A 21,049-nucleotide genomic window follows, 5' to 3' on the forward strand; every position below is an offset into this window, starting at 1 on the left:
AGGCGCAGCGGCATGCGTCAACTGACTGCGTTGCGGGCGCCGGACCTGGCGGGGATCACGCCTCGCCGGCCGGTGCGGCCGGCACCACGTACGGGAAGGTGGCGGTCCGGGTGTCGCTGGTGGCCGCGGCCGGCAGGCCCGTGCTGACGGCGGAGTTGGTGACCAGCGAGAAGACCACCTCGGGTGCGTTGTCGCCCAGGCAGCGGCCGTTGAAGTCGGTGAAGCCGAAGACGGCCGGCGTGCCCACCTGATACGGCAGGGTGTCGGGAATCAACCGCTGGGTCACCGCGTCTGCGTAGGCGTCGGGGTGGCGGGTGGTGCCGAGCCGTCGGACGGTGGCGGCCACGAGATCCCGGATGTTCTTGGCATAGTTGGCCTGGTCATCGACGGGATGTGTGGCATTGGCCTGACTGGCGGTGTCGCTTTCCGCGTCGCGGAAGACGGGCCAGATCATCGGTAGTCCGGCGCGGCTGATCTGACGCCAGCCGCCGGAATCGGTGGCGAGCCGGGTGGTGCTCCACACGCGGATCATCCGGTCCGGGAAAACGGCGGAATCGCGATGCGGGATCCTGACGACGATGCTGTTGACGGTGGACCCCGCGAAGGTGCTGGCGGCCTGCCCGGCAAGGAAGCCGGTGACCGTCGCGTCCTGACCATGCTGAATGAGCTTGTCGACCTCGCCGAGCTGGGCGAGATCGAGGAAGAACGGATCCCGTACGCGTCCGGCCCAGACGCTCAGCCCGTCGGGGCCGTCGCAGCGGGCACCGCAGCGGCCACGGCCGATCACCGATCCGGCGACATCGTCGCGAGCAGCGGCATCGTCCTCCAGACGCGAGACCTCGTAGGTCTGCGCGCCGCTGCCGGTCTCGGGCTGAAAGACCAGGCGGAAGGTGAGGTTCTCGACGGGGTCGTCGTCCAGGTGGATCCGGAACTCGTAGCGCGCCTCGTCATGGAAGCCGAGAGGCCGCTCCGTACCGGCGAGAGAAGTCCGGACGTTCATGATCAGTACGGTGGCGTCGGCGTCGTCGAAGACGTACTGGTCGGTGATGTTGAGCCGGGAGTCCTGGCGGGCCAGGGGTGAGTCGAGATGGTGCGACATGACGTCGATCCGTTCTGTCGAGGGAGACCGGGGTCGGAAGGCATCGATCAGGGACGGGCGATCAGGACGATCTTCCCGGGCCGGCGTGGGCCGTGGATCGCCTCGAAGGCGGCCCGGCCGTCGGTCAGGGCGAAGGTGCCGGCGACGACCGGGCGCAGATCTCCGCTGTCGACCAGGGCGGCGATCTTCGTCAGTTCCTCGTGGTCCGGGCGCACCACGAAGAACATGGCCTGCACGGTGTTTCTGCTCGCCCGGGCCGGGTCCGGCGGCGCGGCAAGGGTGATCAACCGGCCGCCCGGGCGCAGCACGGCGTAGGAACGCTCGAGGGTGTCACCGCCCACGGCATCGAGGACGACATCGAGACCGGACAGTTCCTCGTCGAAGCGCCGGGTGGTGTAGTCCAGGAACTCCGCTGCTCCGAGCGAACGGACGAACGCTTCGTTGGCGGGCAGGTCGGTGGCGATCACGTGGGCGCCGAGGGCGGCGGCGAGCTGGACGCCGTAGACGCCCACTCCGCCGGCGCCGCCGTGCACGAGCACACGTTCACCGGCCCGTACCTGCGCATGATCCACCAGAGCCTGCCAGGCGGTGAGGGCGGCCAGGGGTAGGGCCGCGGCCTCGATGTGCGTCGCCTTCGCCGGCTTGGCGGCCAGGGCCGAGGCGGGGACCGTCACGAACTCCGCGGCCGCGCCGTTGCGGTCGAAGTCCACCAGGCCGTACACCTCGTCGCCGACCGTCCAGCCGGCCGCGTGTTCACCCAGGCCGGCGACCACGCCGCTGACCTCGTGTGAGGGGATCACCGGCGTACGGTCGGCGCCGTCACGCGTCTGCCACGACAGATCCCACAGCAGCTCGGTGAGCGTGATCGCGGCAGCGTGCACGGCCACGAGGACCTCGCCCTCGCCGGGAACCGGAACCTCGACGTCCTCGACGGCCAGCTGATCCGGACCGCCCCGATGGTGGGCACGCAGGGCCAGCATGGTCACATTCCCTGCTTCTGCAGCCACTCGAGCGCTGTCGTCGCGACTTCTCGCCAGCCGCTGTCGATGGTCAGTGAGTGCCCACGATCCGGAAACACGATCACGTCGGTGACCGCGGTGGAGTGCCGGTACTGCTTGGCGGTGGCCTTGGTGATCACTTCCGGCACCGTGTGGTCCTGGCCGCCCGCGATCAACAGCAGCGGACCGCGGTCCTCGTTACCCGTGTCGACCTCAGCCGGTGAGTGCAGCGAGAAGTTCGCCGCCGCCGCCTCGAACAACGGCTTGCCCGGGGCAGGAATGCTCCATCGTTCGTGGAGCGCGTCGGATTCCTTCTCGCTGACCGCGTTACCGAAGCCGAACCGGAACTGCTCAGCGGTCAGCGACACCGCGCGGTGGCGATTGGCCGGATTCTTGAACACCGGCAGCGTGGAGTGCAGCGCGGACAGCGGCAGGGGCAACACGCCCTTGATCTGGGCGGCATCGACAGCGACCGCGCCGGCCACGCGGCCCAGACCGAGCAGCTTCTCGGCGATCATGCCGCCGAACGAGTGCCCGACCACGATCGGCGGCTCGCCGAGCTCTCCGATGATCCCGAGGTAGTGGCTCGTCACGTCGTCGATGCCGTGATCGGCGATGGTGTCCGCGCTCTCCCTGGCTGCGGCCACGGTGTCGGGGGTTCCCGGCCACTCGGGGGCGAGAGTGTCGTACCCGGACGCCTCGAACAGTTCCCGCCAGGCGGCCCAGGAGGTCGAGTGCAACCAGAGCCCGTGGATGAAAACGACAGTCGGCATGGGGTCTCCCTGTTCGTTCAGTGATGCCCTCAGCGTGTCGGCGACAGTCGTGGCCGCGCTTCGGTCAATCGACTCCACGGCATGACCGTCCACCCGCGCCGTCATCGCTTGTTTCGAGCCGTGACCGAGAACGCCATGGGCAGGCCGGCAGTCGACTGACTCAAGACCGTCAGCCGGTCGCGGACCTAGCGTCGCCCCATCACCTCCCGACCGAGAGGATCGCCATGCACCGCTATCCGCCCCGTCACGCCGCGACGCCCATCCACCGCACAGTTCGCACCCTGGCCACCGCAGCGACCGCGCTGCTGTTGTTGATCATCGGTACCGTCTCCGCCTCGGCGAGCCCTTCGGTGCCGCGCGGGGCGAAACCCACGATCGTGCTCGTGCACGGTGCCTTCGCCGACTCCAGCGGCTGGAACGCCGATGTCGCCGCCCTGCAACGCCTCGGCTATCCCGTCGTCGCCGCGCCCAACCCCCTGCGAGGCCTGACCCGCGATGCCGACTACGTCCGTTCGGTCCTGCAGACCATCACCGGGCCGATCGTCCTGGTCGGGCACTCCTACGGTGGCGCCGTGATCACCAACGCCGCACGCAGTGTGAGCAACGTGAAGGCGTTGGTCTACGTGGGCGCATTCGTACCGGCCCGGGGCGAAAGCATCGCCACGGTCCTGGACCCGACGGTGTATCCCGGCTCCCTGCTCGGGCCGGACACCGTCGCGCTCCGGCCGTTCCCCGATCCCGCCGTCGCCGGTGGTGTCGACTACGACCTGACGATCAAGCCGGCGGCTTTCCGGAGTGTCTTCGCCGGCGACGTGCCGGCGGCCTCCGCGGCGCTGATGGCGGTCACGCAGCGGCCGTTGTCGCTGACGGCGAACACCGAACCGTCCGGCGAGCCGGCGTGGCAGACCATTCCCAGCTGGGACCTCATCACCCTCGACGACCACGCCATCGCGCCGGCCGGCCAACGGTTCATGGCCCAGCGCGCGCACGCGCACATCCGTACCGTGCGGTCCTCGCACGCCGTGATGATCTCGCATCCGGATGCCGTCGTGCGCATCATCGTCGAAGCCGCCCAGCAGAGCTGAAAGTACGCTGCCGGCTTGCTCCGAGCCGCGAGTCTGGAGGACGCGATGTCCCGAATACGAACGAAGACACAAGTCCTGGCCGTCATGCGCCGGCTCGGTCTGGCCGACAAGATCAGCGAGGCCGAGGCGCTGCTTCCCGATGTCGTCGATCTCGACCGGGATGCTGCCCTGTTCGCCGCATGGGGCATCGACCTCGACGTCGACGCCCTGATGGATCGGCTCGGTGGCGGACCGTAGCCGGCATCACCGCAGAGGCAGCCCCGCTCACCTGCCGATGTCGAAGACCCTGCTTCGGGAGGTGATCATCCGTGGATGACGTGATCGGGCAGGCGTCGTTGTCGGCAGCGGTGGATCTGTTGGTGCGGATAGTGGAGACCGCCGGTGCGGTCATCATCTTCACCGGTGCTGTGGTGGCGTTCGCGCGGTTCGCTCTTGCCGGGCTGTCTCATCGGCGTACCGAGAGGTTCACGCCGGTGCGGTTGAGTCTGGGGCGGTTCCTTGCCCTGGGCCTGGAGTTCCAGCTCGCCTCCGACATCCTGCGCACCGCGATCGCTCCGACGCTCCGCGAAATCGGGGAACTCGCCGCCGTCGCGGCCATCCGGACCGCGCTCAACTACTTCCTGGCCCGCGAGATCAAACAGGAGCGCAACGAGCTGGCTCGACGCGAGGAGCAGGCGTCGGACGTGTCGGAACTCGTCGCAGACTCCCGCGCACTGCGCGGACGACTGTAGTGCCGTACGCGTCGCCGCTCGTAGTTCAGGCTTTGCCTGGCGTGCTGGGCACCTGTCACGGCGGAGGCGCGCGCAGGTCGGGCTTAGGCGACGCACGACCGGTAGCAGCGCGCAGTGCCGGCGACCGCGGGCGAAGTGGAGTTGAACGGCTCCATGAGCGTGATGTGTACCGTTTCGCGTCGGCGAATTCGCGACGGCCGCGCACCTGGCCTGGGCGTCGGCGACCTCGGGACGGCGCGAGCCCGGCGCGCTTGAGCACCTTCTGCGTCTGCCGCCGGGACTGCGGCCCACTCAGCGCAGCGACGTACGCGGCTCGCTACATCATCGCGGCGGAACTGGTGACGTGGTCGGCGGTGGATCAAGGCGCGTACTGGCGGAGCAGATCGGGCGTGACATCCGCGAGTCGGCGGGGGCAACCGTGCCGTGCCGCAGGGCGTCGACGGCCGCCGTGGCGGCCAGGTGCACCGCCGGAACCTGCTGCTGACCGTCGAGACCACCCTTCTCGCGTGCCCCTTCGATGCTTGGCTGGCAGTACAGCACATCGAGGCCGTAGTGCGATCGGAACAGGCTCCAGCGGTGGGTCTCGATGCACTGCCCGCTGAGTCCAACACTTTGGCGACCGTTTGAGAGCAGGTTGTCGCAACGGGCCTCGCGCCGAGGTGTCTATGGGCCGACGTGGCCTTCGAAGAAACGCCTCCTGCGCGCCGGAGGTGAACACCTTTCTCTGCAGCAGGGGGTGCGACAACCCGCGTTCGCTCAATGTCTGGCGCCGGCTGTGGCGCGGCGGAGCAGGTCGGTCCTGGTGCGAGCGTAGATCGGTGGGGTAGGTGGTAGTTAACGCGCGTCAGCGAGGCCACCGTGGTTGAAGGGATGGTCCGGTGTTGGGCGGGGTAGCTTGCTGTCCGTGTTACCGAGGATTCGTGGTTCACCTGCGTTCGGCAGGGTGCCGGGATGTGGGAGTACGTCTGTGGTGGGCGACGTCGACTTCGAATTCCTGCTCGGAGTGCGGCATCGGTCCACCGCGCCGTTACGCAGGGTTCGGTGTGAACTCGCCGCCGGGCATGGCGGTAGTCACGTCGCATTTGTGATGGCCGCTGACGACGGTGACACTTGGTGGTGGACACGGTGGGATGCGGTGCGTCGCGAGGTCGTTCAGCTCGACATATGCATTGTTGTGGACCTGCCGAGTGCGGATGACTGCCTGCTGCCGGTCCGTCACCCCGGGCCCCACAGCTTTCAGTTGCAGTTCTCTGCGATTCAATGACCAGCACGACCCGGCCCGACGTCGAGCCCGCCGCGTGACGGACCAGGTCCTGGCTCACGTAGCTGTTCAAGGACGGATCCGCGGTTGGCGTTCAGCACGGGCTCGTGGTGATGGGCGGCTTGGTGCGCAAGCTGATCAGCTAGGCGGCCAGTGCGGTCGGTCGCTTGCGCTGAACGATGGTGATCTGGCGGGGCGGATGGTTGTCCGCGAGTCGAGGACGCGGATTCGGGGATCGTTGCTGAACATCACGGCCGGGACGAGGGAGATTCCTAACCCGAACCCTGATCGAGTGCGAGCCTGAGACCGTAGTCGGCGGTTTGCAGCTGTTCTGCGGTATGAAACCGGCGCGTGTCGCGATGGTGTCCAGGCAGACACGGTTGGGTATGCCGTGACTGCCGGCTCTCCAGTGTTCGGCAATGTCGGTGCGGAATGGGGAAGGCGGGCTTGCCGATGGTGCGGCTCTCGCCAAAAAACCGGCACCGGGTACAGGTGGTTACGAGCCGGTGTTACCGGTGAGGAGTTCGCTTTCAAGCTGGGCCGGGATCGGAGTCGGCTTGAAGCCCTTTGACGATGAGGTAGACGCCGAACGACAGCTCCCAGATGAATTCCGGGATCGTTGCAATGCCCTGCAACGCGGACCCGCGTTCGGTGACGCCGAGCATGATGGCGATGCCAGAGGCAGCGACCAGTGGACCGCCGATGATTCCCAGCATCGCCAGGCCTCGCGGCACGAGTCCGGATCGGTACATCAGGTAGCCGAGGATCATGCCGTTAGCAATGCCGGCGAGGATGCCGGGCCCGACCAGGAACGCCCGGTCATAAATCGCGACGAAAACCTCGCCGAGAGCGGCGTCGGTGCCGGCTGTGCCTTGCTGGCGCATGTACACGAACGTGAGCAGGCTGACGAGTCCGATGGCGATGAAGGTGCCCTCGATGAGCCGGGCGGCGACGTAGCCCAGCGCGAGGCTTTGGCTGTAGCGCCTGAACAGTGCGTACGGGACGACGGCTGTGCCGACGTTGGCGATGATGAGGATGATTTCGAGGGTGGCGCCCAGACCCACGCTGACGGTGGGGTCGGCGCCGGTGCCGGTGATGAGGGCGGGGTTGTCCCGCACCGGGGCGTAGAGGATGAAGTAGGCGGGGATCGAGGTGACGAAGGTGACGACCATCAGCCAGCCCGTGAGGGTGGCGATCTTCCTCGTGTTCATGGGTTGAACTCCTTCTTGCCGGTGGGGTGGAAGCGGGCGCGGCGGCGCTGATGACCTAGCGGCTGGCGCGGCGAGTCAGAAGCCTGCCGCGGAGTTTGTGCAGCTGAGGCATCAGTCCGTAGATGACGATCGGCACCGCGATGGTGACCAGAACGAAGGTGCGCACCACAGGGGTGAGCCTGCTGAGCCAGTCGTCGAGGGTGACGTTCAGGGCGACGAGGGTCGGGAAGACGGCGAGCCAGATCATCAGGGCCAGCTGGTGCTTGCTCGGCGGTGCGACGGCGGGCCGGGTTTTCGACGTCGGACGGGTCATGGTGACTCCTTCGATCGCAGGTTCGTGACTTGGTCAGGGCTGGTGGAGCCGGACGGCGACGCGGACGTCCTCGTCGACGAGGTCGGCGTTGAGCGCGATGGCAGCCGCGGAGCCGGCGCCGGCGGCGGTGATGACCTGGGCGCGGGGGTCGATGACATTGCCGGCGGCCCAGACTCCGGCGACGCTGGTGCGTCCCGTGGCGTCCGTGGTGGCCCAGCCGGCGGCGTCGACGCCGCAGCCGAGGCCGGTGAGCAGGCGGTTGTTCGGCACGAAGCGGGGCGGCACGAACAGCGCATCGCGGGGCACGACACAGCCGTCGTGCAGCTGGACCCCGCGTAGCTGGTCGTCGTCGATGACCAGCCGGTCGATGCCGCCCTCGACGATGCCGATGCCGCGGGCGGCCAGCTCGCTCCGCTCGACGGCGGTGAGGGTGTCGGGGGCGGTGAAGTAGATCAGGTCGTGGGTCCACTGCCGGACGATCTGCGCGTACCCTGCCGAGCCTGCAGTGCCACCGATGACGCCGAGCCGGCGGTCGCGGACTTCATGGCCGTGACAATAGGGACAGTGCAGCACGTCGCGGGCCCACCGCTCGCGCAGCCCCGGCAAGTCCGGCAAGTCATCCCGCAGGCCGGTCGTGACCAGCAGCCGGCGCGCCGAGATCCGCCGCCCGTCGGCGAGGCCGGCCTCGAACCCGCCGCGCCCGTCCGACGCCAGGTCGGTGACTGTCCCGTCGAGGATTTCCCCGCCGTAGTGCCGAACCTCGTCACGGCCGTACCTGAGAAGTTCACCAGGTGGCAGGCCATCGCGGGACAGGTAGCCGTGCATGTGCGCGGCCGAGGCGTTGCGCGGATGTCCGGCGTCGATCACGACGATCTTGCGGCGGGCCCGGGACAGGACCAAGGCTGCGGACAATCCGGCGGCTCCGCCGCCGATGATGGCTACGTCGTACTGACTCATGGCCACCACGCTGGACCCTGGAGAACCTCCGGCCAACGAACGTTGCCGTTTCTGGGAAATCGGAGTGGGATGAGGTCGTGGATGACACGTCAGCGGCCCTCACCGCCGTGCTCGATCAGGTCGGAACCCGTCTCAAGCGGGTCCGGACACAACGCCGGATCACCCTGACCGCCCTGGCGGACACCACGGGCATCTCCAAGAGCACGTTGTCGCGGCTGGAGAACGGGCAGCGGCGACCCACCCTGGAACTGCTCCTGGCACTCTCGCAGGCATACCGAGTGCCGTTGGACGATCTCGTCGGCGCGCCCGAGGTGGGTGACCCGCGTGTCCGGCTCAGGCCCGGCCGGGTCAAGGGAAGGGCGGTCATCCCGTTGACCCGACAGCCGGACGGCATGCAGGTATGGAAGATCGTCATCCCCACCAACACGGTCGACCCGGAACCACGCGGCCACGACGGCCACGAGTGGATCTACGTACTGTCCGGGCACATGAGGCTCGTCCTCGGTGACCAGGACTGGGTACTCGGACCCGGCGAGATCGCCGAGTTCGACACCCAGGTGCCGCACTGGTTCGGCAGCACCGGCAACGAGCCCGCCGAGATCCTCAGCATCTTCGCGCGGCCAGGTGAACGCATGAACCTCCGAACACCGCCGCCACAGGCGAAGTTATCCTCGCGCGCGCTGAATGACAGGTAGCGCGAGCGATCCCGGATCGGTCCGTCCCGGTCGTGATCCGATCAGTGGCCTTCGGCCAGGAGTGGATCATCCGCAGCGGCATCTGCCAGTTGGGAAGCTGCAGCCGCGGGTGATGTTGTGGCGGTGAAGGGCACTGCCCGTCGCCGCCACCAGCGACCTCGCCCTCACCGTCGACCAAGCCCGTCTTCAGGGCAACTGTCAGGCATGGAGATCTGAGACGTCACCTCTTTACGACTTAGTGCGCGAGCTGTGACGTCAGCGTCGGAGCAGAATCCCGTCTTACGTTGTTTAAGGCATATCAGCCCAAGCAGCGATCCGTCTGCGTCGACCACAGCCGCGCGTCGGATTCCCTGACCGATCAGCAGGCCGTGCACCACAGACGTCGGAGTGTCCGGTGATACGGTCCGGCCTGCGAGCGTCGACCAGGCTAGAGCCAAACCGAGGGTTGCGGATGGCGGGAGGTCGGTCCTCATCAAGGTTCCGACCAGCCTCCTGCCTTCGGTCAACAGCACCAGGTGCACATGGTCGCTGCTCAGGGCTGCGCGCGTCTGCATGATCGAGGCACGAGCGGAGAGTGTCTTCGGGTGCCGGAGCATGACCTCATGGACCGGTGTCTCGGCGGTGTTCTCGCGGGGGTCAACAGCGTCTTCGCTGACATCGGGGAGGCGCGTCCCGGGGGTCATTGCGAGATTCGGTCCCAGCCGCGCCTCGGCCGGTGGCTGCCCAGCTGGTCGTCGCGGCTGCGGTAGACGATGTAGGGGCGGGTCAGGTAGCCCACGGGTGCGCTGAAGACGTGTACGAGCCGGGTGAATGGCCACAGCGCGAAGAGCCCGAAGGCGGCCAGTGCGTGCAGCTGGAAGCCCAGGGGGGCCTTCGCCATCAAGCCGGCATCCGGTTGGAAGGCCAGGAATGAGCGGTACCAGACCGAGACGCCCTCGCGGTAGTTGTACTCACCACCGATGGTCATGATGGAGCCGGCGATGGTGTTCCACATCCCGAGTGCGATCACGACCGCGAGGAAGGCGTACATCACTTTGTCCATGCGGGTGGTCGCGGAGAAGACGGGACCGACCGTGCGGCGGCGGTAGATCAGGATCACCATTCCGACCAGCGCTGCGGCGCCGGCTAGCAGACCGCCCGTGACGGCCACCACGTGATAGCTGTGCTCGCTGATCCCGATCGCGTCCGTCCACGACTGCGGCACGAGGAGACCGACGATGTGACCACCGACGACTCCGAGCATCCCGAAGTGGAACAGTGGGCTCCCGATGCGCAGTAGCCGGTTCTCGTAGAGCTGACTCGACCGGGTGGTCCAGCCGAACTTGTCGTAGCGGTAGCGCCACAGGTGCCCGACGACGAAGGTCGTCAGGCAGACGTAGGGAACCACGACGAAGAGGAACTCGTTCATCGGCGTGCTCCTGGGAATGACGGCATGGGCAACAGGGTCGGTTTCGGCGCGGTGCCGGCGCTGAACTGCGGAGCAGCGAACGGCGCCAGCCCCACCTCCTCCTCGGGAGGACCATTGGCGGCGAGACGGCGTACCGCATCCCGCTCATCGCCCCGTAGCGCCGGCAGGGTCGCCGAAACCGCATCGATCAGGGCCGCCCAGGGCGAGGACATGTCGGCGAGCGAGAGGCGCAGCAGCTCCAACCCCGCCCGGTGATCGAGTAGCAGGCTTCTACCCTGGTCATGGTCCACGGTCGCGGCGAACTCCAGCACCACGCAGAGGTGATCGGGCAGCTCCGAGTCGTCGAGCTCGTAGCCGGCGCTGAGGTAGGTCTGCTTGAACCGCAGCAGGGCCATTCCTCGCTTGCGGGTATCACCGTGGGCGAAGTAGGTCAGGAACAGGTTGCACCGGCGACGGTTGTCGAAAGTCTTGACGTATTCGGCCTGCAGCTGCGGCAGGGGCGTCTGTGCCAGGTGGTCCGCGAACTCGCGGATTGATTCCCTGATGGTCACCGGCAACTGCTGCAAGGCGCCCCGGATCAGCTCCAGGCGCGCCAGCATCTTGGGCTCCGGGTAGTCGAGCAGCAATGACACCGACTGCCAGGCGATCGTCAGCTGGTGCGGTGCGAGGCCGGCCTTCGGTCGCCGGTTCATGAGTCTGTCTTCCGCGGCGGGAAGAGTCCTGGAGGTGAGCCCTTGCCGTCCCAGTTCAGGAGGTTGACGCGCGTGTCCTTGTCGGCGGGCGAGGCGAGCGTGTCGGCTGTCTGGCGGTCCTGGAGCATCTGGAAGTTCTCGACGGCGATCGGTGTCGGTGCGCCGGAGCCCTCGCCGAAGAGGTCCTGCTGCCCGCCGCCGTACGCCGAGACCGAGCACTCGGTCGCCAGTTCCTCCAGGGAGTGAGCCTGCTCGGCGTGCGCCGGAGGGATGACGTAGCGCTCGTCGTACTTGGCGATCGCGAGGAGCCGGTACATGTCGTACATCTCTTCCTCGCTCATCCCGACGGCGGCCGGGATGCTGCCGTCGGGGTCGCGGCCCATGTTGATGTCACGCATGTAGCAGCGCATGGCCGCCAGCTTTTTGAGCACGGCGTCGACCGGTCCGACATCACCCGCGGTGAAGAGTTCGGCGAGATATTCGATAGGGATGCGCAGGGCGTCGATCGCCGCGAACAGGTTGCCCTTGTCCTCTGCGTCCTCGCCGGTTTCCTGCACGACGTCCACCACGGGTGAGAGCGGTGGGATGTACCAGACCATCGGCATCGTGCGGTATTCCGGGTGCAGCGGTAGGGCGACCCGGTAGGTGTTGATCAGGGCGTAGATCGGGGAGCGCTGGGCGGCCTCGATCCAGTCGCGGGCGATCCCTGCCTTCTCCGCCTCCCGCATGACGTCGGGGTCGAACGGGTCCAGGAAGACCTCGCGTTGCGCCTCGTAGAGTCCGTGGTCGTCCTCGGTCGACGCCGCCTCGAGGACCTTGTCGGCGTCGTAGAGCATCAGGCCGATGTAGCGCAGCCGGCCGACGCACGTCTCGGAGCAGACAGTCGGCAGGCCGACCTCGATCCGCGGGAAGCAGAACGTGCACTTCTCGGCCTTGCCGGTTTTGTGGTTGAAGTAGATCTTCTTGTACGGGCAGCCGGACACGCACATCCGCCAGCCCCGGCACTTGTCCTGGTCGACCAGGACGATGCCGTCCTCCGCGCGCTTGTAGATCGCACCGCTGGGGCACGACGCCGCACACGACGGGTTCAGGCAGTGCTCGCAGATCCGCGGCAGGTAGAACATGAAGGTCTGCTCGAACTCGAACTTCACCTTGTCGGCGATCTTCTTCAGCATCGGGTCACGGTGCGCGGTCGCGGTGGACCCGCCGAGGTCGTCGTCCCAGTTGGCCGACCACTCGATCTTCATGTCCTTGCCCGAGATCAACGATTTCGGGCGCGCGACCGGCGTGTGCTCCTGAGCGGGGGCATCAGTGAGTGTGGAGTAGTCGTAGGTCCAGGGTTCGTAGTACTCCCCGATCGAAGGGAGCTTGGGGTTGGAGAAGATCGTGAGCAGCTTCTTGAACCGCCCGCCGCCCTTGAGCACCAGCCTGCCGCGCTTGTTGCGCTCCCAGCCGCCCTTCCACTTCTCCTGATCCTCATACGTCCGGGGGTAGCCGAGACCGGGGCGGGTCTCCACGTTGTTGAACCAGATGTACTCGGTGCCGGTGCGGTTGGTCCACGCCTGCTTGCAGGTCACCGAGCAGGTGTGACACCCGATGCACTTGTCGAGGTTCATCACCATCGCCATCTGGGCCATGACGCGCATGTCAGTACTCCACGTTCTGTGAGCGCTTGCGGATGACCGTGACCTCGTCGCGTTGGTTGCCCGTCGGGCCCAGGTAATTGAACGCGAACGTGAGCTGGGCGTAGCCGCCGATGATGTGGGACGGCTTCACCAGGATCCGGGTCAACGAGTTGTGGATGCCGCCCCGTTTGCCGGAGGTCTCGGCGATCGGTACGTCGATCAACCGGTCCTGTGCGTGGTACATGTACACCGTGCCCTCGGGCATCCGGTGCGACACGATCGCCCGGGCGACCACGACCCCGTTGCGGTTGACCGCCTCGATCCAGTCGTTGTCCTGGATGCCGACCTTGGCCGCGTCCCGGTCGCTGATCCAGATGTTCTGGCCCCCGCGCGAGAGCGACAGCATGAACAGATTGTCCTGGTACTCCGAGTGGATGGACCACTTGTTGTGCGGGGTCAGATAGCGCACCGTGAGCCCCTCGACCTCGGCCCCCGCCCCGTCGGAGACGTTGCCGAGCGCCGGTTCCGAGAACAGGGCCGCCATGTTGAGCGGTGGCCGGTAGACGGGCAGGCCCTCACCGAGCTCGGTCATCCAGTCGTGATCGAGGTAGAAGTGCATCCGGCCGGTCAGGGTGTGCCAGGGCTTCATGCGCTCCACGTTGATGGTGAACGGCGAGTACCGTCGCCCGCCCGTTTCGGAACCCGACCACTCCGGTGAGGTGATCACCGGCACCGGGGGGCCCTGGGTGTCGGCGAAGGTGATCTGTTTGCCTTCGTGCTCCTCGGCGAGGTCGGCCAGCCGGACACCGGTGCGCTTCTCGAGCGTCTTGAACCCCTGGGTGGCCAAATGCCCGTTGGTGGTCCCGGACATGGCCAGAATGGCCTCGCAAACGTTGACGTCCTTCTTCAGCGACGGCCTGCCGTCGGCCACACCACCGCGCACGGCGCCGTTCTTGCGCCGCAGGTAGTCGACCTGCGCGCCCAGCTCGAAGGTGACACCTTTGGTGGTCGCGCCGAGGGTGTCGACCAGGGGGCCGAGCGCGTTCATCTTCTCGGCGATCGCGCCGTAGTCACGTTCGACCTCGACGAGTTTGGGCATGGTGACGCCGGGGATCGGCTCGCACTCGCCCTTCTTCCAGTCCCGCACGACACCGTGCGGGTTGGCCATCGCGTCCGCGGTGTCATGGGTGAGTGGGACCGCGACGACGTCCTTGCGCACGCCGAGGTGGACGGCGGCGAGCTCGCTGAACTTCGCGGCGATGCTCTGCCAGGCGTCCCAGTCGGTCCGGGTCTGCCACGGGGGCGCGATCGCCGGGTTGAAGGAGTGCACGAAGGGGTGCATGTCGGTGGTGTTGAGGTCGTGCTTCTCGTACCAGGTTGCCGCCGGCAGAACGACGTCGGAGAAGATGGTGGTGCTGGTCTGCCGGAAGTCGATCGTCATGAGCAGGTCGAGCTTGCCCTCGGGTGCCTGGTCCCGCCAGGTCACATCGACCGGGCGTTGGTCCTTCGGTGTCTCGGTCGCCCGCACGGACGAGTCGGTGCCGAGCAGGTGCCTGAGGAAGTACTCGTTGCCCTTTCCGGACGAGCCGAGCAGGTTGGCCCGCCAGATCGAGAGGATGCGCGGGTAGTTCTGGGGTGCGTCGGGGTCCTCGCCGGCGAAGTCGAGCTCGCCGGACTTGAGCTGCTCCACGACGTACGCGCCGACCGGTTTACCGGCGGCGGCCGCATCGTCGCTGAGGTCGAGCGGGTTGCGGTCGAACGTGGGGTAGGACGGCATCCATCCCATCCGCGCGCTCTGGGCGATGACATCGGCCGTGGACTTGCCCGCCAGCTGGCCTTTGCCGGTGGTGGCGGAGAGGGTGTCCGCGCCGAACTGGTCGTACCGGAACTGGTTGGTGTGCAGATACCAGAAAGCCGTCTGGATCATGTTGCGGGGCGGGCGGTTCCAGTCGAGGGCGTTGGCGATCTGCGTGTAGCCCGTGATCGGGCGGACCTTCTCCTGCCCGACGTAATGGGCCCAGCCGCCGCCGTTGACGCCCTGGCATCCGGTGAGGTTGGTCAGGGTCAGGAACGCACGGTAGATCGTGTCGGAGTGGAACCAGTGGTTCGTGCCGGCCCCCATGACGATCATCGAGCGGCCCCGTGACTCCTCGGCGTTCGCGGCGAACTCCCGCCCGATCCGGGCAGCGGTGGCAGCCTTGACACCGGTTATCACCTCCTGCCAGGCGGGGGTGTACGGCGAGTCCGCGTCGTCGTAGCCGCGGGCCCACTCCCCCGGCAGGCCGTCACGGCCGACGCCGTACTGCGCGAGCAGCAGGTCAAAGACCGTGGTGACCAGGTGCCCGTCGACGCGGCGGACCGGGACGCCGCGGGGAAGGTCGGCGGCCGCGCCGTCCGCAGTGTCGAAGCGTGGCATCCGCACCAGGACGGTCTCCTCGGCGCCCTCGAGCAGGGACAGCTGCGGGTCGACGTCACCGAGGTCGAGATTCCACCGGCCGATACCGGCGTCGCCGAACCGATGACCGAGCGAGCCGTTCGGAACGACCGGCTCACCGGTACGTGCGTCGATGACAACGGTCTTGAAAGCGGAGTTCTCCTGCGCCGCGACGGTGGGGGCCAGGTCGGCGGCCGTCAGGAACTTGCCTGCGGTGAAGGCGCCGTCGCCGGCGTCGTCGAGCTTCACCAAGTGCGGCAGGTCGGTGTAGGTCTTGACGTACTCGGTGAAATACGGCGTCTGCCGGTCGACGAAGAACTCCTTGAGCACGACGTGGCCCATCGCCATGGCCAGCGCACCGTCGGTCCCCGGCCTGGCGGGCAGCCACTCGTCGGCGAACTTCACATTGTCGGCGTAGTCAGGAGCGACCGCGATCACCTTCTGGCCACGGTAACGGGCCTCGGTCATCCAGTGCGCGTCGGGAGTGCGGGTGACCGGGAGGTTGGAACCCCACATGATCAGGTAGCCGGCGTTCCACCAGTCGCCCGACTCCGGAACGTCGGTCTGGTCACCGAAGACCTGCGGGGACGCGACCGGCAGATCGGCGTACCAGTCATAGAAGCTCAACATCGAGCCACCGACCAGATTCACGAATCGTGCACCCGACGCGTGCGAGACCATCGACATCGCCGGAATGGGTGAGAAGCCGGCCACCCGGTCGGGACCGTACTTCTTGATCGTGTGCACGTGCGCGGCCGCGACGATCTCGCAGGCCTCCTCCCAGGTGGCGCGCACGAGGCCACCCTTGCCGCGGGCGGATTTGTAGGCCTTCGCCCGCCGCGGATTCTCCACAATGTGCTCCCACGCGCGCACCGGATCACCGTCGTGCTGCTTCTTCGCCTCACGGAACATCTGGAGCAGGACGCCGCGGACATAGGGATAGCGGACCCGGGTCGGCGAGTAGGTGTACCAGGAGAACGCCGCACCGCGCGGGCAGCCGCGGGGCTCGTACTCCGGGGAATCCGGACCGACCGACGGGTAGTCGGTCTGCTGGGTCTCCCAGGTGATGATGCCGTCCTTGACGTAGACCTTCCACGAGCAGGACCCGGTGCAGTTCACCCCATGCGTCGAACGGACCACCTTGTCGTGGCTCCACCGGTCCCGATAGAAGTCGTCGGCCTGACGGCCACCCCGCTTCGTGAGGGTCCGCAGGTCATCGGACACCGTGCCCTTGGTGAAATAACGACGGGTGCGGACCAGGGCGTCGCTCAGCGGACCGTCCAAACCCGGCCGATCAGAGGGTTCCTCCGCAGTGCCGGTGCGGTCGCGGGGGTTCTGGGCGGTCGTCATGAGATGGACATCTCCTCGTCTTGTCGACGCGCCGTCCGGCGTACGACGGTCGGGCAGCGGCAGGGTCAAGTGGTCAGCGACCGGGAGCGGGCAGCAATGTGCCGACTGTCGCCCGGATGGTGTCGATCGCGTCCCAGTCCGCGGGGTTCAGGGTGGCGAGAGCGGCGGGAAAGACGCCGTCCTGCTCTTTGAGGATGTGTTCGCGGAGCAGGTCGAGGGTCTCGACGAGCCGGGCGGGCCAGGCAGGATCGGCGGGTGCGCCGCCGGTAGCTTCGCCGAGGACCGCCTCGATGTGCCGGTGCTCGGCTTGCAGGACCGTGACCTGGCCGGGGAAATCGGCGGCCAGCACCGGGAACAAGCCGTGCTCCTCGACATAAGTGTGTGGTTCGAGGACGCCGGTGATCTGCCGGGCCAGTTCTGCCATGCGAGCGGTGTCGGTAGCGGCGTGGGCGCCACGGACCTCACCGATGAGGTTGACGACCATGTCGTGTTCGCGGGTCAGGTCCTCGATCGCGGTCACGGCTTGGCACCCGCAGTACTCACACATGAGCGGCACTTCCCTTGCCTGGGGTGAGGCGGGTCGCTTGGCCCTGGACGCCGGCGGACGTCTGGCGCACGTTCTTGGCGACAGCGGTGACAGTCAGCACCAACGTGGCGAGGGCGACGACAGCGAGGGCGGCCAGGCCAAGGGCGTACGAGCCGTACTGGCCGTAGAGAGCGCCCATGATCAATGGTGGGACGAACCCGCCGAGGCCACCGGCGGCGCCGACGATGCCGGTGACCGAGCCGACCTGATTCTGCGGTGCCAGCAAGGCGACCAGGGCGAAGGTCGCGCCGCTACCGGCACCCAGAGCCGCGGCCATGGCCAGGAACGCGATCGTACCCAGCGGCGCGAGACCGGGGGTGAACGCCTGGACAGCCGCGCCGGCAACCACCACGGCCAGCGATGCGGCCAGGACGCGGGTGGGGGCGAAGCGGTCAGCCAGCCAGCCGCCGAACGGACGCATCACCACCGCGAGCAGCACAAAGCCGGCCATTCGGTTGGCGGCGTCGGCCTGACTGAGCCCGTAGGCGGTCTTCAGGTAGGCCGGTAGATAGACGGAGAACGCGACATAGCCGCCGAACAGAACCGCGTACAGGCCGGCCGCCTGCCGGGTGACCCGCAGACGTGCGGTGTCGGCCAGCCGCCGCAACAACGTCCCTGACGGAAGGGCCCGGCCGGGTGCGTCGCGCAGCAGCAGTGCGGCCAGCAACGCGTAGGCGCCCAGAGCGATCGCGGTGACCACGAACGGGGTCGCTGTGCTCCCAGCAGTGACGAGTTTGACCGTGGTCAGCGCGCTGATCGCAGTGCCGCCCATGCCGGCGCCGAACACCCCGATCGCCAGCCCCCGCCGCTCGGGCGGGAACCAGGCGTTGACGAACGGCACGCCGACCGCGAAGGCGGTGCCGCCGATGCCGAGGAAGAACCCGCCGACCAACAGCCCGGCAAGCGACGTGTGCCCGGACAGACCCAGATAGAGCACCGGGACGATCGTCGTCAGCGAGACCAGCGGGAACATGACCCGGCCTCCGAACCGGTCCGTCAACGCCCCCACCGGGATCCGGCCCACCGAGCCGACTACGACCGGGACCGCGACCAGCAGAGCCTGCTGGAACGCGCTGAGCTGCAGCGCGTCCTTGAACTTCGGGGCCAGCGGGCTGAGCAGGGCCCAGGCCCAGAAGTTGACTGCGAACCCGACGGTGGCCAGAACCAGCATCACCATCCGCTGCCCGCCGGTCACTTGCGCGGGGCCAGACGAGGCTGCCCGGCGATCCCGTGTGCTCATTGTCGTCTCCAACGTCGTTCGCGTCGCAGATGCCGGCTGCCATCGGCTCAGGTCGCCCGTGCGACGTCCCCCACCAGGATCTCCGCTTCTCACCCGGCCGAACAGGGTCTTTATTCCCTACGGCACGGGTCCTACATCCGTCGTCGCAGACGCTGTCCGGCCGGAGGAAGACACGGTCAGGCGAGCGCAGCCAAACGTTCCAGGCACACCTGGCCAACCTCGGGCTCGGACTGCAACCGTCGGGCCCGGATCTGCCCGCCGGAGCAATCACCGTTCTTGACGAGGACCGGGTACGGCGCATGGGAGGCGACCAGAACCACAGCATCGCCGAGCGACAGCGCCGTTGCCATGGACGATATCAACGCGCGCCTCCAATCGAGCTTGGTTTCGCGCACATCAAGGCAGCGGCGCCAGCGAGAGCGCCTGTCCACACCCGTGCCAGCGGGGTGTATCGCTCATCGTCGTGTCGATGATCGCGGCAGTCTCAGTTGTGCTTGGCCACGGTGAGCAGCACAGCGCAGTCCTCAAGCGCTTCGAGTGCGTGCCGGGCGTCGGGCACGATGATGAGGTCACCGGCAGAGCCCTCCCAAGCGACGTCGCCGGAGCTGAGGCGAACACGCCCCTGCAGCACATGCACGGTGGCTTCACCAGGGTTCTCGTGCTCGTCCAGTCGGCGGCCAGCTACCAGGGCGATCAAGGTCTGGCGCAGGGTGTGCTCATGACCGCCGTACACCGTAGACGCGCTGCGCCCGCTGGAAGCTTCGCGCGCGACGACGAGCTGCTGGCGGGCAAGGGCGGTCAGTGACGATTTCTCCATGATCGTACCTTGTCACACTGCCAAGCAGCCGAGTCCGCCACGCCGTTCGGCAATGGTCGGCGCCGTGGCGTGCCGCGGTGGCGGGGCGATTAACGTCCTTGGTGCTCGCCGTGACCGCGCGGGGTAGATGTGATGTCCAGCCAGGTTGGTCCACCTGGTGATGGGAGCCTGTTTGCTGATGGCGGTGTGGGGCCGGTGGTGGTTGTAGTCGTGCAGGAAGGCCGGTAGCGCGGCGCGTCGGCCTTTTCGCTGTTGTAGAGCTTGGCGAAGGCCCAGCCGTCGGCCAGGGTGCGGTGGAAGCGTTCGATCTTTCCGGTGATCGGTGGCCGGTAAGGGCGGGTCTTCTTGACCGTGATGCCCAGCTCGGCGCAGGTGTCACGCCAGAGATGTGATTTGTAGGCCGAGCCGTTGTCGGACAACACGCGCCGGGTCGTGACCCCGCGGTGGGCGAACCAGGCCACGGCCCGGCGTAGGACACCGGTGGCGGTGACAGCGGTTTCGTCGTCGTGGATTTCGGCGTAGGCGACGCGGGAGTGGTCGTCGATGACGGTGTGCACGAACGCGGTACCGATCATCGGGCTGCGGTGCTTGCCGTGGCGGCCCGGTTCTTCTCGCCTTGTCGCCGGCCGAGGTAGCGCCAGCCGCCGCCGTCGGGCACCTTGCCGAGTTTCTTGACGTCGACGTGCAGCAGGTCGCCCGGACGATCGTGTTCGTAGCGGCGGATCGCCTCGCCGATGATCCGGTCGAGGTGACCGAGCCGGTTCGCTCGTTGGCGGACCAGCACGGCGTGCACGGTGGAGGCAGCCAGACCAAGCTTGTCAGCGATCGGGACCGGATCCCAGCGTCGCTTACGCCGCAGGTGCAGGATCTTGCGCACGACCGGTCCACGATCAGACGCGCCAGCCGCAATCGCGCCCGCGGGGTCAGCGCGGCGCTAGCCTGGGAGATGAAGGCCTCCAAGCCTGGTCAGTGGGTCTTAGACAGCTCCACTGCACCGTTGGAGGCCTTCATCTGTACACCAGATCCGCCCCTGATCGTCAGATCGAGTGGTCGCACTTCCTCGACCAACGTCCCTGGACAGCACACCTAGGCTTGACGCTCTTGCCCTGTGGTTTGTGTTTCCGGTGTGCTTGGCGTGCGGCCGGCAGCGGCGTGCTAGCCCGATGACAGCGCCCGTCGACTTTGATCCGTGGCGCTGTATAGGTTCCGCTGCGCCGTTGGAGGCATCCCTCCGTTACACGGGCCGGCTCTGACCGTCGGATCGGATGTTCACCACCCCTCGACCGGCATCCTCTGACACCGCACTCAGCTGTCCGTTCGTCGGCCCGGAGACCTGCGCCTCGGCCGCACGGACCTGGGCGTTCACGGCGGCGGCCTCCTTGGCCGCTTCCTCGGCGGCCTCGGCCGCCTCGCGTTCGACCGCAGCGGCGTCGACCTTGCCCGTCGGCAGGTCGCCGACCATGTTGGCCAGCCCGCCGAGCGCGCCGCCCATGCCCTCCAGGGCCCGGGTCAGCTCGGTCGGCACGATCCAGACCTTGTTGGCCGAGCCGTTGGCGATCTGCGGCAGGGCCTGCAGGTACTGGTACGCCAGCACCTTCTGGCTGGGGTTGGCCTCGTGGATCGCGTGGAACACCGTCCGGATGGCCTTGGCCTGACCCTCGGCGGTCAGGATCCGGGCCTGCCGGTCACCGTCGGCGCGCAGCACCGCCGACTGCTTGTCACCCTCGGCCGTGAGGATCTGCGACTGCTTGACACCCTCGGCGGTCAGGATCGC

Annotated in this window: 19 protein-coding genes and 2 pseudogenes; 4 read left to right on the top strand and 17 right to left on the bottom strand. The window is 67.5% G+C overall.

Annotated features, from left to right (window positions below):
* Positions 1 to 55: 55 nt before the first annotated feature.
* The 3 genes from AB0C29_RS01115 to AB0C29_RS01125 are packed head-to-tail and all read right to left on the bottom strand — an operon-like array spanning position 56 to position 2,870.
* Entirely contained in the window at positions 56 to 1,099 is a 1,044-nt protein-coding gene (locus AB0C29_RS01115) for a DUF4331 family protein (protein WP_360813727.1), read from the bottom strand.
* 47 nt (positions 1,100 to 1,146) lie between these two features.
* On the bottom strand, positions 1,147 to 2,079 hold the full coding sequence (locus tag AB0C29_RS01120) for an NADP-dependent oxidoreductase (protein WP_360813729.1): 933 nt from the start codon (positions 2,077 to 2,079) through the stop codon (positions 1,147 to 1,149).
* A 2-nt stretch (positions 2,080 to 2,081) separates the two neighbouring features.
* On the bottom strand, positions 2,082 to 2,870 hold the full coding sequence (locus AB0C29_RS01125; RefSeq protein WP_360813731.1) for an alpha/beta hydrolase: 789 nt from the start codon (positions 2,868 to 2,870) through the stop codon (positions 2,082 to 2,084).
* Positions 2,871 to 3,094: 224 nt separating this feature from the next.
* Here AB0C29_RS01125 and AB0C29_RS01130 point away from each other — a divergent pair, with 224 nt between their 5' ends.
* The 3 genes from AB0C29_RS01130 (at position 3,095) to AB0C29_RS01140 (ending at position 4,686) form a co-directional block, all read left to right on the top strand.
* A complete protein-coding gene (locus tag AB0C29_RS01130; protein WP_360813733.1) occupies positions 3,095 to 3,955 on the top strand; it encodes an alpha/beta hydrolase in 861 nt (286 codons plus the stop codon).
* A 45-nt stretch (positions 3,956 to 4,000) separates the two neighbouring features.
* A complete protein-coding gene (locus AB0C29_RS01135; RefSeq protein ID WP_360813735.1) occupies positions 4,001 to 4,192 on the top strand; it encodes a hypothetical protein in 192 nt (63 codons plus the stop codon).
* Between the two features lie 71 nt (positions 4,193 to 4,263).
* On the top strand, positions 4,264 to 4,686 hold the full coding sequence (locus AB0C29_RS01140; RefSeq protein WP_360813737.1) for a DUF1622 domain-containing protein: 423 nt from the start codon (positions 4,264 to 4,266) through the stop codon (positions 4,684 to 4,686).
* A gap of 1,791 nt (positions 4,687 to 6,477) precedes the next feature.
* Here AB0C29_RS01140 and AB0C29_RS01145 read toward each other — a convergent pair.
* Genes AB0C29_RS01145 through AB0C29_RS01155 form a run of 3 tightly spaced genes read right to left on the bottom strand, consistent with a single transcriptional unit; the run spans position 6,478 to position 8,428 of the window.
* Positions 6,478 to 7,158, bottom strand: a complete 681-nt coding sequence (locus AB0C29_RS01145) for a DUF4386 domain-containing protein (RefSeq protein WP_360813739.1) — start codon at positions 7,156 to 7,158, stop codon at positions 6,478 to 6,480.
* A gap of 55 nt (positions 7,159 to 7,213) precedes the next feature.
* A complete protein-coding gene (locus AB0C29_RS01150; protein ID WP_360813741.1) occupies positions 7,214 to 7,471 on the bottom strand; it encodes a hypothetical protein in 258 nt (85 codons plus the stop codon).
* A 33-nt stretch (positions 7,472 to 7,504) separates the two neighbouring features.
* Positions 7,505 to 8,428 (bottom strand): NAD(P)/FAD-dependent oxidoreductase, encoded by a 924-nt coding sequence (locus AB0C29_RS01155; RefSeq protein ID WP_360813743.1) that lies wholly within the window; start codon positions 8,426 to 8,428, stop codon positions 7,505 to 7,507.
* Between the two features lie 77 nt (positions 8,429 to 8,505).
* Here AB0C29_RS01155 and AB0C29_RS01160 point away from each other — a divergent pair, with 77 nt between their 5' ends.
* A complete protein-coding gene (locus AB0C29_RS01160; RefSeq protein WP_360813745.1) occupies positions 8,506 to 9,123 on the top strand; it encodes an XRE family transcriptional regulator in 618 nt (205 codons plus the stop codon).
* A gap of 164 nt (positions 9,124 to 9,287) precedes the next feature.
* On the opposite strand, the gene AB0C29_RS01165 is transcribed toward AB0C29_RS01160, so the two are convergent.
* The 11 genes and pseudogenes from AB0C29_RS01165 to AB0C29_RS01215 form a co-directional block, all read right to left on the bottom strand.
* Entirely contained in the window at positions 9,288 to 9,806 is a 519-nt protein-coding gene (locus tag AB0C29_RS01165; protein ID WP_360813747.1) for a CBS domain-containing protein, read from the bottom strand.
* Positions 9,803 to 10,531 (bottom strand): respiratory nitrate reductase subunit gamma, encoded by a 729-nt coding sequence (gene narI, locus AB0C29_RS01170; protein WP_360813749.1) that lies wholly within the window; start codon positions 10,529 to 10,531, stop codon positions 9,803 to 9,805. Before narI ends, AB0C29_RS01165 begins: the two co-directional genes overlap by 4 nt.
* Positions 10,528 to 11,223, bottom strand: a complete 696-nt coding sequence (gene narJ, locus AB0C29_RS01175; RefSeq protein WP_360813751.1) for a nitrate reductase molybdenum cofactor assembly chaperone — start codon at positions 11,221 to 11,223, stop codon at positions 10,528 to 10,530. Before narJ ends, narI begins: the two co-directional genes overlap by 4 nt.
* Positions 11,220 to 12,869: a nitrate reductase subunit beta gene (gene narH, locus AB0C29_RS01180; protein ID WP_360813753.1), complete on the bottom strand. Its 1,650-nt coding sequence runs from the start codon at positions 12,867 to 12,869 to the stop codon at positions 11,220 to 11,222. The genes narJ and narH overlap by 4 nt, the downstream gene beginning before the upstream one ends.
* A 1-nt stretch (position 12,870) precedes the next feature.
* Positions 12,871 to 16,632: a nitrate reductase subunit alpha gene (locus AB0C29_RS01185; RefSeq protein ID WP_360813755.1), complete on the bottom strand. Its 3,762-nt coding sequence runs from the start codon at positions 16,630 to 16,632 to the stop codon at positions 12,871 to 12,873.
* Positions 16,633 to 16,705: 73 nt separating this feature from the next.
* Complete coding sequence (locus AB0C29_RS01190; protein WP_360813757.1) at positions 16,706 to 17,152, bottom strand: hemerythrin domain-containing protein; 447 nt, start codon at positions 17,150 to 17,152, stop codon at positions 16,706 to 16,708.
* Between the two features lie 19 nt (positions 17,153 to 17,171).
* Positions 17,172 to 18,395: an MFS transporter gene (locus AB0C29_RS01195; protein ID WP_360813764.1), complete on the bottom strand. Its 1,224-nt coding sequence runs from the start codon at positions 18,393 to 18,395 to the stop codon at positions 17,172 to 17,174.
* Between the two features lie 239 nt (positions 18,396 to 18,634).
* Positions 18,635 to 18,889, bottom strand: a complete 255-nt coding sequence (locus tag AB0C29_RS01200) for a DUF2249 domain-containing protein (protein WP_360813759.1) — start codon at positions 18,887 to 18,889, stop codon at positions 18,635 to 18,637.
* Positions 18,890 to 18,942: 53 nt separating this feature from the next.
* On the bottom strand, positions 18,943 to 19,275 hold the full coding sequence (locus tag AB0C29_RS01205; RefSeq protein ID WP_360813761.1) for a cupin domain-containing protein: 333 nt from the start codon (positions 19,273 to 19,275) through the stop codon (positions 18,943 to 18,945).
* Positions 19,276 to 19,401: 126 nt separating this feature from the next.
* Positions 19,402 to 20,202 (bottom strand): annotated as a pseudogene (locus tag AB0C29_RS01210) (IS481 family transposase); the annotation flags it as partial.
* A 307-nt stretch (positions 20,203 to 20,509) separates the two neighbouring features.
* A pseudogene (locus AB0C29_RS01215) lies at positions 20,510 to 21,049 on the bottom strand (SPFH/Band 7/PHB domain protein); the annotation flags it as partial.

Source organism: Actinoplanes sp. NPDC048791 (assembly GCF_040650095.1).
In the GTDB taxonomy this organism is placed as follows: Bacteria; Actinomycetota; Actinomycetes; order Mycobacteriales; family Micromonosporaceae; genus Actinoplanes.